Source organism: Escherichia sp. E14V7 (assembly GCF_004212225.1).
In the GTDB taxonomy this organism is placed as follows: Bacteria; Pseudomonadota; Gammaproteobacteria; order Enterobacterales; family Enterobacteriaceae; genus Escherichia.
The window spans coordinates 87274-102281 of the sequence record NZ_RHJJ01000006.1; the positions used below are offsets into that span (position 1 = coordinate 87274).

The following is a 15008-nucleotide window of genomic DNA, read 5'->3' on the forward strand; positions in this document are numbered from 1 at the left end:
GGGTTGCGCAACATACCGTGCAAATGATACTGATCATAAGCGTTAAAAAAATCTACAAACCAACGCAACACAATTCATGCCCTGGCAGTATGTCACGTTCTCGCGTTTCTGAACGGGGAACGGCGCTCCATTGAGGAAGTCATTCATATGAAAAATATAAAATTCAGCCTGGCCTGGCAGATTCTGTTTGCTATGGTGCTGGGCATTCTCCTGGGAAGCTACCTGCACTACCATAGCGACAGTCGCGACTGGCTGGTCGTCAATTTGCTCTCTCCAGCGGGTGATATCTTCATCCACCTGATCAAAATGATTGTTGTGCCGATTGTAATTTCCACGCTGGTGGTCGGTATCGCAGGTGTCGGTGACGCCAAACAGCTCGGGCGAATTGGTGCGAAAACCATTATCTACTTCGAGGTGATCACCACCATCGCTATCATTTTGGGGATCACTCTGGCGAACGTCTTCCAGCCCGGTGCCGGGGTGGATATGTCGCAGCTGGCCACCGTCGATATCTCGAAATATCAGAGCACTACGGAAGCAGTCCAAAGCAGTTCCCACGGCATTATGGGCACGATTTTGTCGCTGGTGCCGACGAACATTGTGGCGTCGATGGCGAAAGGCGAAATGCTGCCAATCATCTTCTTCTCGGTGCTGTTTGGTTTGGGGCTTTCCTCTCTGCCTGCGTTGCATCGTGAACCGCTGGTGACCGTGTTCCGCTCTATCTCTGAAACCATGTTTAAAGTGACGCACATGGTGATGCGCTATGCCCCAGTGGGTGTGTTTGCGCTGATTGCGGTGACGGTGGCTAACTTTGGTTTCTCTTCTCTGTGGCCACTGGCGAAACTGGTGCTGCTGGTGCATTTCGCCATTCTGTTCTTCGCGCTGGTAGTGCTGGGAATTGTGGCGCGCCTGTGCGGGTTAAGCGTCTGGATCCTGATCCGTATTCTGAAAGATGAGCTGATTCTGGCGTACTCCACTGCCAGCTCCGAAAGTGTGCTGCCGCGAATTATTGAGAAGATGGAAGCCTACGGCGCCCCGGCGTCGATCACCAGTTTCGTGGTGCCGACCGGTTACTCTTTTAACCTTGATGGTTCGACGCTGTATCAAAGTATTGCTGCTATCTTCATCGCGCAGTTGTATGGCATTGACCTGTCTATCTGGCAGGAAATCATTCTGGTGCTGACGCTGATGGTGACCTCGAAAGGGATTGCTGGCGTGCCGGGCGTGTCGTTTGTGGTGCTGCTGGCAACGCTGGGTAGCGTAGGTATTCCGCTGGAAGGTCTGGCGTTTATTGCCGGTGTTGACCGTATCCTCGACATGGCGCGTACCGCGCTGAACGTGGTAGGTAATGCGCTGGCGGTGCTGGTGATTGCCAAGTGGGAACACAAATTTGACCACAAAAAAGCGATGGCCTACGAGCGTGAAGTGCTGGGCAAATTTGATAAGACTGCGGATCAGTAATTGAAGATTGCCGGGGACATCCACCCGGCAATGTGTGGATGCCTGATGCGACGCTTGCCGCGTCTTATCAGGCCTGCGCCAGACAGCGCAATAGCCTGATTTAGCGTGATTTTGTAGGTCGGATAAGGCGTTTACGCCGCATCCGACATCAACGCCTGATGCGACGCTTGCCGCGTCTTATCAGGCCTACGCCAGACAGCGCAATAGCCTGATTTAGCGTGATTTTGTAGGTCGGATAAGGCGTTTACGCCGCATCCGACATCAACGCCTGATGCGACGCTTGCCGCGTCTTATCAGACCTACGCCAGACAGCGCAATAGCCTGATTTAGCGTGATTTTGTAGGTCGGATAAGGCGTTTACGCCGCATCCGACATCAACGCCTGATGCGACGCTGCCGCGTCTTATCAGGCCTACGCCAGACTGCGCAATAGCCTGATTTAGCGTGATTTTGTAGGTCGGATAAGGCGTTTACGCCGCATCCGACACCAACGCCTGATGCGACGATTACCGCGTTTTATCAGGGCTACCTTAACCATTGGTTAATTTTTCAAACTCTTCACACCCGGTATCAAACCCTTCCATACAGCTCAGGTTCAACCAGTGCAGCGCCTTCTGTTTGTTCTTCTCGATAAAACCTTCTTCACCGTTTAAGAACATCATTCCTGCCCAGTACTCGGAATAACCGGTACGGGAAATCGCAGAGCTACGCTTGAAATACCAGGTCGCTTTCTCATCATCGGCCTTAATGCCTATGCCGTTGGCGTAAATCAAACCAAGCAGCATCTGGGCATCGACGGCGGAGTCGTTCTCCAGATCTTCCGAGGCGTTTTCTAACAGCGAAATCGCCTTCGGATAATCCGGTTTACCTGCCTGAGTATTCACCAGAATATGTGCCAGCGTCACTTCACCTTCTTTACTGCCCGCTTGCGCTGCTTTTTCGGCGAGAATTTTTGCTTGTGGATAGTCCAGACTGACCGGATTGGTGATTTTAATCTGCGCCAGCAGCGCGCAGGCATCGGCATCACCACTGTCGGCGGCTTTCTGTGCCCAATATTCGGCTTTGCTCAAATCGCCGGAGCTAAACCAGCTGTCGGCAAGAAAATATTGTGCGCGTCTGTCTCCGGCCTCTGCCGCCTTTACATACTGGCTGCCAGGCTCGGAGTCGTTCGCGTGGGCAAAGAATGTCAAAAACAACATCAATGCGATAATTTTTTTCATTTTGATAATACGATTGGGTAGGGTGTATCCAGTATAAAGAGTTCGAATGGATAAAAAAACAGCCTCCCAGAGGAGGCTGTAGGAGGGACTTATTTACGCCAGTGCCGCTTCGCGTAGGCGAGTTTTCAACTTGTTGTACTCGTCAATCACGTACTGCTCGGCGGCGCGCTGATCGGCGATCGGCTCGACGCGCACGGCGCAGTATTTGTACTCCGGCGTTTTGGTAATTGGGCTTAAGTTCTCGGTAACCAGCTCGTTACAGGCGCCAATCCACCACTGGTAGGTCATGTAAATCGCCCCTTTGTTAGGACGATCGCTGACCTGCGCACGGGTGATAATTTTGCCTTTACGCGAGTGCACCCAAACCAATGCCTCATCTTCAATACCCAGACGTTTGGCGTCTTCGGTATTGATTTGTGCGTAGCCAGGTTCATCAGCCAGCGCCGCCAGTGCCGCACAGTTACCGGTCATCGAACGGCAAGAGTAGTGGCCAACTTCACGCACCGTTGACAGTACCATCGGGTACTCGTCGGTGAGTTTGTCGATTGGCGCTACCCAGTCGCAGGTGAAGAACTGCGCCAGACCGTTCGGGGTATCAAACTTCTCTTTAAACAGATAAGAAGTCCCCTGATCGGCATCTGACGTATCGCGGCAAGGCCACTGGATGAAGCCCAGTTCGCCCATTTTCTCGTAAGTCGCACCGTAGAAATCCGGGCACAGATGACGCAACTCGTCCCAGATCTCCTGGGTGTTGTTGTAGTGCATCGGATAACCCATACGGGTGGCGATTTCACTGATAATCTGCCAGTCCGTTTTCAGATCCCACTTCGGTTCAACCGCCTTGAAGAAACGCTGGAAGCCACGGTCAGCCGCAGTATAGACACCTTCATGCTCGCCCCACGACGTTGACGGTAAAATGACATCCGCCGCCGACGCGGTTTTGGTCATAAAGATGTCCTGAACGATGACCAGTTCCAGATCTTCAAAGGCTTTACGGACTGCCGACAGTTCCGCATCCGTTTGCAGCGGATCTTCGCCCATAATGTACGCGGCACGCACTTCGCCATGCGCTGCGCGGTGCGGCAGCTCGCTGATGCGATAGCCGGTATGAGCAGGCAGGCTTTCTACGCCCCAGGCTTTGGCGAATTTCTCGCGGTTAGCCGGATCTTTCACGTACTGGTATCCCGGATACGTATCCGGCAGCGCGCCCATATCACAGGCGCCCTGCACGTTGTTCTGACCACGAACCGGGTTAACGCCCGCATGCGGCTTACCGAGGTTACCGGTCAGCATCGCGAGGCTGGTCAGAGAACGCACGGTTTCCACGCCCTGATAGAACTGGGTCACACCCATGCCCCACAGAATAGATGCGCTTTCCGCCTGGGCATACATCCGCGCCGCCTGACGAATCTCACTGGCGCTAACGCCAGTGATATCTTCAACCGACTCCGGCGTGTAGCCTTCAACGATTTTACGATACTCTTCAAAGCCTTCCGTACGGGAAGCGACGAACGCTTTGTCGTACAGATTTTCTTCAATAATGACATGACCCATCGCATTCAACAGCGCGATGTTCGAGCCGTTTTTCAGTGCGATGTGCATGTCAGCAATGCGCGCGGTTTCAATTTTGCGCGGATCGCAGACGATAATTTTCGCCCCGTTACGTTTAGCGTTAATCACGTGATTCGCCACGATAGGGTGGGAATCCGCCGGGTTGTACCCGAAAACGAACACTAAATCGGTATTATCAATTTCGTTAATGGCATTGCTCATTGCGCCGTTACCGACCGATTGGTGCAGACCTGCAACCGATGGGCCGTGTCAGACGCGAGCGCAGCAGTCAACGTTATTGGTACCAATAACGGCGCGCGCAAATTTTTGCATTACATAGTTGGTTTCGTTACCCGTACCACGCGAGGAGCCTGTCGTCTGGATGGCATCCGGACCGTACTTCTCTTTGATGGCGCTCAGGCGCTCGGCAACGTAATTCAGTGCCTCATCCCAGGAAACAGGTTCGAGTTTGCCGCCACGCTGGCGACGGATCATGGGGGTTTTCAGGCGCGGGGTCAGGATCTGGGTATCGTTAATAAAATCCCAGCCATAATAACCCTTCAGACACAGAGTACCCTGGTTGGTTTTCCCCTGCGCTGCCTCCGCCCGGACGATTTTGCCGTTATCGACGACCAGGTTGATTTTGCAACCTGATGCGCAATAGGGGCAAACCGTGACGACTTTTTTCATCAGTCTCGCTCCAGTTAATCAAATCACGCATACGCGCTCTCGACCACAGTATGCATCTTTTATGCCACAATTTATTTGAGGCTATTCCCTGATATTACGGGCACTATTTATTCAAAACTCTGACGAAAAACAGGCTGTCGTCAGTTTTGACGTGACGAAACGAAATACCGCGTGACAGCCATCACGCGGCAGACATTTTATTTTTTCTCAACGACGGGAGCCGCCTGATACCCGCCGCCCAGCGATTTCATCAACTGAATACTTTGAATCACACGGCGGCTGTCCAGCATCAGTAATGACATCTCTTCGGAAAGCACCGGCAACTGAGCTTCGGTGGCCAGTAAGCGGCTGGTTAGACCGCGTTGGTAGGCGGCGTCGGCGGCACGCTGGGTGAAGCGGGTTGCTTCTACGCGTTCTGCCTGCATCTCCCGCTCGTCGTTGAGCGTTTGCAGACGTGTGCCATTGACTGCAACGTCGCGCACCGCGTTCAGTACTGACTGGTTGTAACGTTCAATCATCATGTTGCTGGCGGCGCGAGTGCCTTCGAGATTGGCATTCAACCGTCCACCGTCAAACAGCGGCAATTTCAGACCCGGGATGAAGTTGAACTGGCGACTGGTTTTTTTGAATAAGGTATCCAGGTGGATGGAGTCCAGACCGAAAAACGCTTTGATATCAAAGCTCGGATAGAACAACGCCCGCGCGGAATCTACCTGATCTAATGACGCCTGAACATACCAGCGCATGGCTTGCAGATCCGGGCGTCTGGCGAGCAACTCATAAGAGAGCGTCGCCGGAATGCCGGTCTGTACTTGCGGTAATGCCACCGGCTTGATCTCCGGCATATCGCTGGCCCCCGCGCCAATCAATGCGCGCAGAGATTCTCGCGTTTCGGTGATTTGCCCTTTGACGGCAGCAATTTGTTTATCGACGGCCAGAATCTGCGCCCGCGCGCCGTGGAAAGGCACTTGCGCTTCCAGACCGTGCGCCACTTTACTCTGGTGCGCTTTCACCGCGTAATCAATCACATCGCGAGTTTGTTCTAACAGATCAAGCATCTGATAGCTGGCCTGCATACTGTAATAAAGCTGCGCTACGCCCGTGGTCAGCGATAACTCTACTGCTGCGGTTTCTGCCAGCGCGGCATTATGCGCGCCAATAGCGGCGGCAACCGCCGAGCGATGTACACCCCACAAATCAAGATCCAGTCCGGCAAACAAACCTACTGTGGCTTCCGTATAGTACGGCCCGTCCATACCCAGTGCTGGCGCATCCATTGAATAAGGGCTTAAGAAACCGTTCGCCGAGACACGTTGGCGGTTGAGCATCCCTAACGCCGCCACCTGTAATTGTGAACCGGCATCTAACAGGTCGGCCTGCGATTGCGCTTTTTCTTCCCGCAGTTTCGCTTCAGCAAGCGTGTGTGAACCTTGCAGTGTGCGCTGGATCAGGGCATCCAGTTGCGGATCGTTAAATTGTTTCCACCACTGCGCCTGCGGCCAGCCGGAACTGGCCAGATGAATATCATCGGCAAGTTTGATTTGTTCCGGTTTGAGCTGTTGATGAGGCGCAGAATCCTTACGAACCAGGGCACAGCCGGAAATCAGCGTCGTGCTGCCGAGAATGCTGCACAACAGCAGGCGTGAAAGTTGACGATTGATCATTGCGTGGCTCCTTGTGCCTGTTCCGTGGCGGGCGTTAATGCCGGGGCTGTCCAGTCTGGCAAGCGGGCGAAAAGCTGGCAGACGTGTTGCTCCTGTTTTAATAAGGTCGGCAGGATGGCCTGCGAGGCGGGTGTTTCTTCAAGCGTTATTTGAGGAGAACGGCTGAGTGCGGTTGCCAGACCGGCGGCGTATTTCTCCAGTGCGTCGGCAAACTGGCCAGCTCTGTCCGGCTGTAGTGCGTTATCCAGCGCCTGCGCCGAGTTCCAGGTCGCATCCCAGGCGTGAAGAATGTCGCGCCCCTGACGAATAACCGTTTGCGAACGTTCAATCAGTAATGCGCGTTCTTCGCTGTCCAGTTGACGCTCCAGCGCTACGCGTTGGCACATCTCTTCACAGGCATTAAACGCCGCATGCAGACCTATGCGAATTTGCAGATAAGTGCGCAGAGCCGTGGCTTCTTGCTGGCGTGGGATCCGCATTACTTTACTTAACATACCCAGCGCGCCAGCCAGTTTTTGCGGCAGTGTGCGCGCTTCACTTTCAGGCCAGACAAAGGTGTAAATCACCGCGGACACCACGGTACCAATGATGATACCCAGGGCGCGATCGCGAATTTCCACCAGGTCGTACACCGGGCCAAAAACGTTTTCGAGCGTGGCGAGCGCGAAGGTGACCACCATCTGTGTGCCGATATAAGAAGAGCGTTCAGAGCTGGTGGCAATCCATGCGCCCAACAGGAAAATCGGTGCCAGCACAAACAGCAATTCGACAATATTGTCCAGCCAGGGCATGACCAGTAGCGTGAATAACAGCGCCAGAATCGCGCCGCAAAAAGCCCCGCCAAAACGCAGCACCATCTTCTGGTACGACGAACCGACGTTCGGGTTAGCGACGATCACGCAGGTCAGCATACAGGTGTGAATGCCTTCCCAGTCGACGCCGCTGTAGAAGGTGTAACAGATCAAACAGGCGAGCAGCGTTTTTACCGCGTAGCGAATATAGTCTGGATTGGTAAAAGCATCGGCGACCATTGACGGCGGTTTGGCTGCGGGCGTTGGCGGCGTATTCGGGTCCATCTGACCCAGTTGCAACAACGTCTGGCAGATATTCTCCAGGTTACATTCCCGTGCTGCCATCGCTTCACTTTCACTGATCCGCCAGTCGCTTTGCCAGCACCGACCTTCGGCAATGGCATGTTGCAGTTTGTTGATTTCTGAGGCTAATTTTTGCCGAAAATCAATGATTGCCTGAGAATCAGCAAAAGAGGTGGGATCGTAGCGATTCAGCGTCGAGTAAATGTAGGTTACCGTTGCCACGCAGCTTTGCCACCATGCGCTTTGAGTTCGCCAGTTGGCATCGTCCGCGAGACAAAAGACATTGAGTTTTTGCAGCGCCAGCGCCTCTCTTTCAATCCGCGTTTCGGGTAGCGGTGCGAGGCTGTCCGTCAGGTGACTAATGGCATCATCAAGCCGATCATTAAGCGCCTGATGCATTTGCGTAATGGCACGACTGGGAAACCACAGCACGCCGATTAACGTCATCAGCAAGGTTGGATAGAGGCCAACAACGATACACCACAGCGTTAAGCGCACGACCACTTCCGGATAGTCGAGCATGGCGGGGAAGGTTTGCCCGTAAATAGCGACAATGGCAACGGCGAAAAAGACCAGCCCCAGCCGATGGGTGCGCATCAAAAACATGCAGCCCATCAGGATCGGCCCGGCGATGATCAATCGGATCAACGGTTCGCCGTATGACCATTTGTAGATCAAAAACAGGCTGGCGATCTCCAGCACCGTGGCGACCACAAATAAGATCGCCACAAATTTGGTGTAAAACGCGTTCGACTGAATACCGTAAAACAGCACTGCCAGCGATAACGCCACAAAAGGGATCTCAAAAGTCATCGAGATCAGAATCACCAGCAGGCAGCCTACCCAGAGTTGCACGGTCTGCGGCACGCGGCCAGGTCGCCGCTCGCTTAACTCTTCATGAAAGAACGCCAGCAGCCTGACCACCGGTAATGGCAGGGAGTTGAGCGCGCTCATTATTGCGGCTCAAGATTAGCGACTGCCGAAGCGCCGATGCGGAACATTTCCGGGTCAGGTTTATCAACCATGATTTTGACCGGAAAACGCTGGGCAACGCGGACCCAGTTAATAGAGCGAGAAACTTTCGGCAGGCCGCCCAGCACCAGGCCGCCGTCATCCGGTAGCACGCCGTAGCCAATCGAATCCACTTTACCCTCGAAGGTTTTGCCGCTGTCGCTCATCAGGCGAATCGTTGCGGGTGTACCTGAGCGAATATTTTTCAGATCGGTTTCGCGGAAGTTGGCGATCACGTACCAGTGACGAGTGTCGATTAGGGTGAAAATAGGGCGCATGGCAGAAGCAAATTGCCCGACGGAGGTTTTGAGGGAAATGACCCGGCCATCAAACGGCGCGCGAACGGTCGCCATTTCCAGATGCAGTTTGGTCAGCGCGATATCCGCTTCGACAGCCGCTCGTTGGGCGACCAGTGCATCGACGCCGCTGACGGCGCTGGCGGCTGACTGCGCCTGTAACAATACGGCATTAAGATCCGCTTCTGCGGCGCGCTGCGCAGTTCTTGCACGGTCAACGTCTTCCGCTGAGACAAAACCTTCTTTCAGTAATGGCTCGGTGCGGCGTAATGTATCGCTGGCCTGTTTTGCAGCGGCACGGGCTTTTTCTACCGTGGCATTAACCGAGTCGGCACCAAACTGTTGCGCGTCAACGCTACGCTGGGTGAGCATAATTTGCTTATCCAGCGCCGCGAGGGAGGCTTCGGCTTTCGCCAGATTGGCCTCGTATGGGCGCGGGTCGATGCGGAACAGCAAATCGCCCTGTTTCACCGCCTGGTTGTCGGTGACCGCCAGTTCTACAATGCGACCGCTGACTTCCGGCACCACATCAATGGTATCTGCTGACGCGTAAGCGTCATTAGTTGATGGCGCACTGTCTACGCGCCAGATAACGAAAACAAGGGCAACCAGCGCCAACGCAACCACTAACAGAGCAGGGAATTTACTGCGAGGAGCTTTTTTCGGCGTACTTTCCATGAGCGCGTCTCAAATAGATTAGAAAAATGCCAGCCAGAACAGCATGGCGTAGAGAGCAAAAAGGGCGGTATAAATAATTCCGACAAATGCCAGATTGATATTTGCCCGCTGAATAATTCGCCTCGTGATGAGCGTCAAAATAAGGCTGGCAATGGCGCAGAAAAACCAGCTGGGATAATAAGCGCCGATCACCGGGATTGCCGGAGATAATGAGCATCCCGAAACCATGAAGACGGGAACTATCCAGGCTGTTTTTTTGAGTTGCATCGCCATGCGAGAGAGAACTGTTGGCATATTAAATACATCCTGTCTGCTGCGAACAATATCTGTAGTGAATATCAATATCCATTGAAGGCGTCAGTATGGCTATTTTCTTGATGAATAAAAATAGCTTTATTCAGCCACCGCATTCATAACTTATATATTTTATGTATTAATTGGTTGTATGTATTATTAAAATAAATATTTTTGGGGGCTTCAGCGCCCCCAAAAGCGAGTGGCATTAATTTGGGGTTACAATATTCACCCACAAATCGAAATTATCCAGACAGGCAATAATTTCTTCCAGTTTCGCGCCATTGCCAATAATTTTGGCTTTCTTCGCTTTTACCAGATCCGCCATTTTGGCTTGCCCGGTCAGCACGGCGTGAAGATCTTCACGGCTGATGTAGAAAGAGGCGTTGGCTTGCGGTTGCAGTGTTTTACGGTAGTTAAGCACGCTATCGTTCAGCGTCAGGTTGAGGTTATCGCCGTTGCTCATATTGAAGTTCAGGCTGATATTTTTACCCGCGGCTTTCGCGCTATCGAGGCGAACGGACATAAAGTCGAACAGCATTTCGACCGACATCCCGCGAATGGTGTCCGGAGAACCGGTGGTGCCATGGCTGAACTTATGTACCCCTTCGCGCAGTTCTTTCGCGCCGGTCAGGTAGAAACCGCGCCAGGTGGCTGACTCGGCCTGATAGCCAAGCTGTTCAAAGTTATTCGCTTGCAGATTCTTCGCCACCTGGTCACCCGGATTGGCGGCAATCACTTGTTTCAGCAGTTCTGCCGACCAGCGGTAATCACCTTGCTTGTTCGCTTCTTTCGCCAGGTTGATGACACGGGCAGAACCGCCCAGCGCCTGCACATAACGTTTACCCATCTCCACCTGACCATACGGATGCAGGTTAGCCGGGTTACCGTCGTAATAGCCAAGATAGAAGTTATACACCGCGCGGGCGTTGTGGCTGACAGAACCGTAATAACCGCGGCTGGCCCAGTTATTGGCAAGCGCAGGCGGCAGCTTAATCATGTCGCCGATTTCATTCATGGTGTAGCCCTGGTTCGCCAGGTGCAGGGTCTGGTCGTGAATGTACTTGATAGTATCGCGATATTTACCAATATAATCATTGATATGCTTATTGCCCCAGACCGGCCAGGTGTGCGGCATAAACAGGACTTCCGCGTCGTTACCCCACATATCCAGCGTTTCGTTCAGATACTCGGTCCACTTGCTGGTGTCGCGGGTTTTCGCGCCGCGCAGAGTGTAGAAGTTGTGCAGGGTATGCGTGGCGTTCTCGGCGGTACACAGGGCTTTCAGGGCCGGAATATAGAAGTGCATTTCGGCTGGCGCTTCGCTACCCGGGGTCATCAGGAAGTCAAATTCCAGGCCGTCGATAATCATCTTCTCGCCAGTTCTGACGATAGTTTTAGTCGGTGCAATAATGCTCGGGTCGCCCGTTGCCAGCGTCACGCCAAGGCCATTACCCACGTTGCCTTGCGCGTTGTGCGGCAGTAACAGACCGTAAGAGTAGAGCGCACGGCGGCTCATGATGTTACCCGCCAGCACGTTTTCGCTGATGGCTTCGTCCATAAAGCCAGCTGGGGCAATCACCTGAACTTTGCCGGATTTCACATCAGCTTCAGAGATAATGCCTTTCACGCCGCCATAGTGGTCGGTGTGGCTGTGAGTGTAGATAACGGCAACAATCGGTTTTTGCGGACGATGCTGGAAGTAAAGGTCAAGTGCGGCTTTTGCGGCAGGCGGCGTTACCAGCGGGTCGATAACAATAATGCCTTTCTCACCCTCAACGAACGTAATGTTAGAGATATCCTGGCCGCGCACCTGATACATTTTATCGGTGACTTTGAACAGGCCAGAAATACCGTTGATTTGCGACTGACGCCACAGGCTGGGGTTTACGGTTTCCGGCGCAGCGGCATTAATATCAAATTTGTAATCGTCCGCGCGGTAGTAAACTTTACCGTTCGCATCACGCAGAATACCTTCATCCAGCAGCGGAGCGATAAATCCACGCTGGGCATCGTCAAAATCCTGACGATCGCTAAACGGTAATGATTTGGCGTAATTCTGATTAACCTGCTGGGTATATTGAGTGGCGCCTTTCGCTTCATCTGTTGCGTAAGCGGTATTTATCATCATGCCGCTGACGGCGGTTAAGGCAATAACAATCCTGCTCAAACGGAATAACCGAGAGTTATTCATATAAATCTCCATTTATCATTTATGTCGTAAATATGTAATCCATGCAAAATACGTCATTTAAAGCTGGCGTTATCATAATTGGGAAACGACGAATTGAATAAGCAGAAGTATGAACAGAATCGGCCATTTTATTAGGCATTTGTGCTGAAGAGGGAAAATTACGGCATATTTATTATTGTCATCAATAATGTGACCTGACTTATGTTTTTATTATATATATTGCTTTTCTCTTTCACTTCGGCAAGAAGTCCGCACAATGATTAATCATGTGAATAATTCGGAGTATAACCATGAAACCTGTTGTGCTGGTGGTGGATGATGACACGGCTATCTGCGCACTGTTGCAGGACGTGTTAAGTGAACATGTCTTTACGGTTTCAGTCTGCCATACCGGGCAGGAGGCAATATCACGTGTTGAGGGCGATCCTGATATCGCGCTGGTGGTGCTGGATATGATGCTACCCGATACCAACGGCCTGAGGGTATTGCAACAATTACAGAAAATGCGTCCTGCACTGCCGGTGGTGATGCTGACCGGCCTGGGCAGTGAGTCTGATGTGGTGGTCGGGCTGGAAATGGGCGCAGATGATTACATCTGCAAGCCGTTTACCCCACGGGTAGTGGTCGCGCGACTAAAAGCGGTGCTACGGCGCGTTGGCGCGCTGGTGGTCAATGAGGAGAAAAACGCCGGGCTGTCATTCAATGGCTGGTATCTCGATACCACGCGCTGCCAGTTGCACAATCCGCTACAACAACATGTCGAGCTGACCCAGGGCGAATATGGCTTGTTACTGGCCCTGGCGCAAAACGCTCGTCGGGTGTTAAGCCGCGAGCAGTTGCTGGAGTTCACCCACAGCGACAGCGTGGAGGTGTTTGATCGCACTATCGACGTATTAATCATGCGCTTACGACGCAAAATCGAACTAAACCCGCATCAGCCGATGTTGATTAAAACTCTGCGCGGTCTGGGGTATGTCTTCGCTGCCGACGTGCACTAACCCGACATTTCTGTTTGCAGTTCTTCCAGCGTTTTTGCCCCGTCGATAGCATTGGCGCATAACAGGCTTGCCCGCGCGCAGGCGTGTGCCAGTTTTATGCTCTCGGTAAGCGTCCAGCGTTCATGGCAGCCATATAAAAATCCGGCACAAAATGCATCGCCCGCGCCGACGCTGCCGATAATTTCCCGTCGTTCTAACTTTTGCGAAGGGATCCACACGCCGCCATGTTCCGGTGTCTCTCCCCAGGCACCTTCCGGACAGTGGATCACCACTCGCTGGCGTACGCCCGCATCTAACAGTTCACGCGCGGCGGCAGCAATATGCACGATATGCGGTTCGCCGTTAGGTAAGCGAATTTCCAGCCCGCTAAACTCCCCGGCCTCCAGTTCGTTAATTACCAGATAATCCAGATGGCGCAATGCGGGCAGCACCATCGGCTGATAACGCGGATCGCCCTTGCGGGAGACAAGATCGAGCGAGGTTTCAAAGCCATTATCACGCATTTGCGCCAGCAGGCGCGCGCTACGAGTACCGTAAACATCGTCCGGCATATCCAGACTATCGAGCAACAGTAAATAGCCGAGATGGAAAATCTTCATGCTGTTATCAAGCTGATCGAATGCCGGAAGATCAAGCAGTCGGTTAGCGCCCGGCGAATGGAAAAAGGTGCGCTGCCCGCCGGGGTCGGTCATCACCTGCGACATCGACGTCGGGGCAAAGGTGGTGCGCTGCACATGCTGGCGATTGACGTGATATTGCTCAAGCATCGCCATGATGTAATCGCCGTCGCTGTCCTGACCGATTAGCCCGACCGCCTGTAACGGCAACCCGGTGCGCATTTTCGCCAGCGTCAGCAGGACGTTAAGCGGCGCGCCTCCGGTAGAGCGTTCGCTGTGGGTGATCTCCGCCAACCAGCCGCGCTCTGGCCACTGGATAATCTGATGGACGTGGTCAACCAGCATATTGCCTGCGGCGATAATCCCTTTACGTTCCATCATGCTTGCCCCGCACTGCCGAAAATACGCATCTGTTGTGCAACCGTATCGCTGATGGCGGCTTCCACTGCCAGCAGTAACTCGGCGAACTCGTCATACATCGGCTGACGGCGCGCCATTCGGGCCTCAACGGCTGCCAGCGCCGCTTGCGACATACCCGTGTAGAAATTGATTTTGTGGATACCCCGTTCGATGGCGCGACGGAAATCGGCATCGCTAATCCCTGAGCCGCCGTGTAACACCAGCGGGATAGCCGCCTGCTGGCGGATAGCGTCGAGGCGCGGGAAATCGAGTTTCGGTTCGCCGCGATATTTGCCGTGTGCATTGCCAATCGCCACGGCCAGCGCGTCAATGCCGGTACGGTCGACAAAATCACGCGCCAGCTGCGGATCGGTAAACAGAGATTCATCGGCATGACCGTAAAGCGCACCGCCTTCGTCGCCACCTACCGCGCCCAGTTCAGCTTCTACCGATACGCCAACGGCATGGCACATTTTCACCACTTCCCGCGTCTGGCGGACATTTTCTTCATACTCCAGCGTGGAGCCGTCAAACATTACTGAGCTGAATCCCAGCCGCAACGCTTGCACCACCGATTCAAAATGCAGCCCGTGATCGAGATTTAACACCACCGGAATGGCATGGCGCGCCGCTTCAAATTTCACGGCTTCGACCAGGGAATCCAGCGAGATATATTTAAAATGTACTTCGGCAATGTTGATAATAAACGGCGAGCGTTCCTGTCTGGCCGCAGCGAATAGCGCGCGTAAAAAGTGTGAGTCCAGCACATTAAACGCGCCTAACGCATAGTGATGTTCGCGGGCATGAGCCAGCCCTTCAGCGAGAGAAATCAACGGCATAAC

11 protein-coding genes are annotated in these 15008 nt (G+C 53.3%); 2 read left to right on the forward strand and 9 right to left on the reverse strand.

Annotation, left to right across the window (positions count from 1 at the left end):
- Positions 1–147: 147 nt before the first annotated feature.
- A complete protein-coding gene (gltP, locus tag D9741_RS07365) occupies positions 148–1461 on the forward strand; it encodes a glutamate/aspartate:proton symporter GltP (RefSeq protein ID WP_130218549.1) in 1314 nt (437 codons plus the stop codon).
- A 529-nt stretch (positions 1462–1990) separates the two neighbouring features.
- On the opposite strand, the gene yjcO is transcribed toward gltP, so the two are convergent.
- The 7 genes from yjcO to yjcS form a co-directional block, all read right to left on the reverse strand.
- Positions 1991–2680, reverse strand: a complete 690-nt coding sequence (gene yjcO / locus D9741_RS07370) for a Sel1 family TPR-like repeat protein YjcO (RefSeq protein WP_064525643.1) — start codon at positions 2678–2680, stop codon at positions 1991–1993.
- 93 nt (positions 2681–2773) lie between these two features.
- Positions 2774–4921 carry a formate dehydrogenase subunit alpha gene (gene fdhF / locus D9741_RS07375; protein WP_077629246.1) on the reverse strand — a complete coding sequence of 716 codons (2148 nt, stop codon included), beginning with the start codon at positions 4919–4921 and terminating at the stop codon, positions 2774–2776.
- 197 nt (positions 4922–5118) lie between these two features.
- Positions 5119–6585, reverse strand: coding sequence for a multidrug efflux transporter outer membrane subunit MdtP (gene mdtP / locus D9741_RS07380; RefSeq protein WP_130215616.1), 1467 nt, complete (start codon positions 6583–6585; stop codon positions 5119–5121).
- Positions 6582–8633 (reverse strand): multidrug efflux transporter permease subunit MdtO, encoded by a 2052-nt coding sequence (gene mdtO, locus D9741_RS07385; protein WP_130215618.1) that lies wholly within the window; start codon positions 8631–8633, stop codon positions 6582–6584. Before mdtO ends, mdtP begins: the two co-directional genes overlap by 4 nt.
- Positions 8633–9664: a multidrug efflux transporter periplasmic adaptor subunit MdtN gene (mdtN, locus tag D9741_RS07390; RefSeq protein ID WP_000446360.1), complete on the reverse strand. Its 1032-nt coding sequence runs from the start codon at positions 9662–9664 to the stop codon at positions 8633–8635. Before mdtN ends, mdtO begins: the two co-directional genes overlap by 1 nt.
- A gap of 18 nt (positions 9665–9682) precedes the next feature.
- On the reverse strand, positions 9683–9958 hold the full coding sequence (locus D9741_RS07395; RefSeq protein ID WP_130215620.1) for a YtcA family lipoprotein: 276 nt from the start codon (positions 9956–9958) through the stop codon (positions 9683–9685).
- 208 nt (positions 9959–10166) lie between these two features.
- Positions 10167–12152 (reverse strand): alkyl sulfatase YjcS, encoded by a 1986-nt coding sequence (gene yjcS, locus D9741_RS07400; RefSeq protein ID WP_130215622.1) that lies wholly within the window; start codon positions 12150–12152, stop codon positions 10167–10169.
- A 290-nt stretch (positions 12153–12442) separates the two neighbouring features.
- Here yjcS and D9741_RS07405 point away from each other — a divergent pair, with 290 nt between their 5' ends.
- Positions 12443–13150 (forward strand): response regulator transcription factor, encoded by a 708-nt coding sequence (locus tag D9741_RS07405; protein ID WP_130205859.1) that lies wholly within the window; start codon positions 12443–12445, stop codon positions 13148–13150.
- On the opposite strand, the gene D9741_RS07410 is transcribed toward D9741_RS07405, so the two are convergent.
- Both D9741_RS07410 and D9741_RS07415 read right to left on the reverse strand, forming a co-directional pair.
- Complete coding sequence (locus tag D9741_RS07410; protein WP_130215624.1) at positions 13147–14148, reverse strand: carbohydrate kinase family protein; 1002 nt, start codon at positions 14146–14148, stop codon at positions 13147–13149. The genes D9741_RS07405 and D9741_RS07410 overlap by 4 nt on opposite strands.
- Positions 14145–15005, reverse strand: a complete 861-nt coding sequence (locus tag D9741_RS07415) for a ketose 1,6-bisphosphate aldolase (RefSeq protein ID WP_130215626.1) — start codon at positions 15003–15005, stop codon at positions 14145–14147. Before D9741_RS07415 ends, D9741_RS07410 begins: the two co-directional genes overlap by 4 nt.
- Positions 15006–15008: the final 3 nt, after the last annotated feature.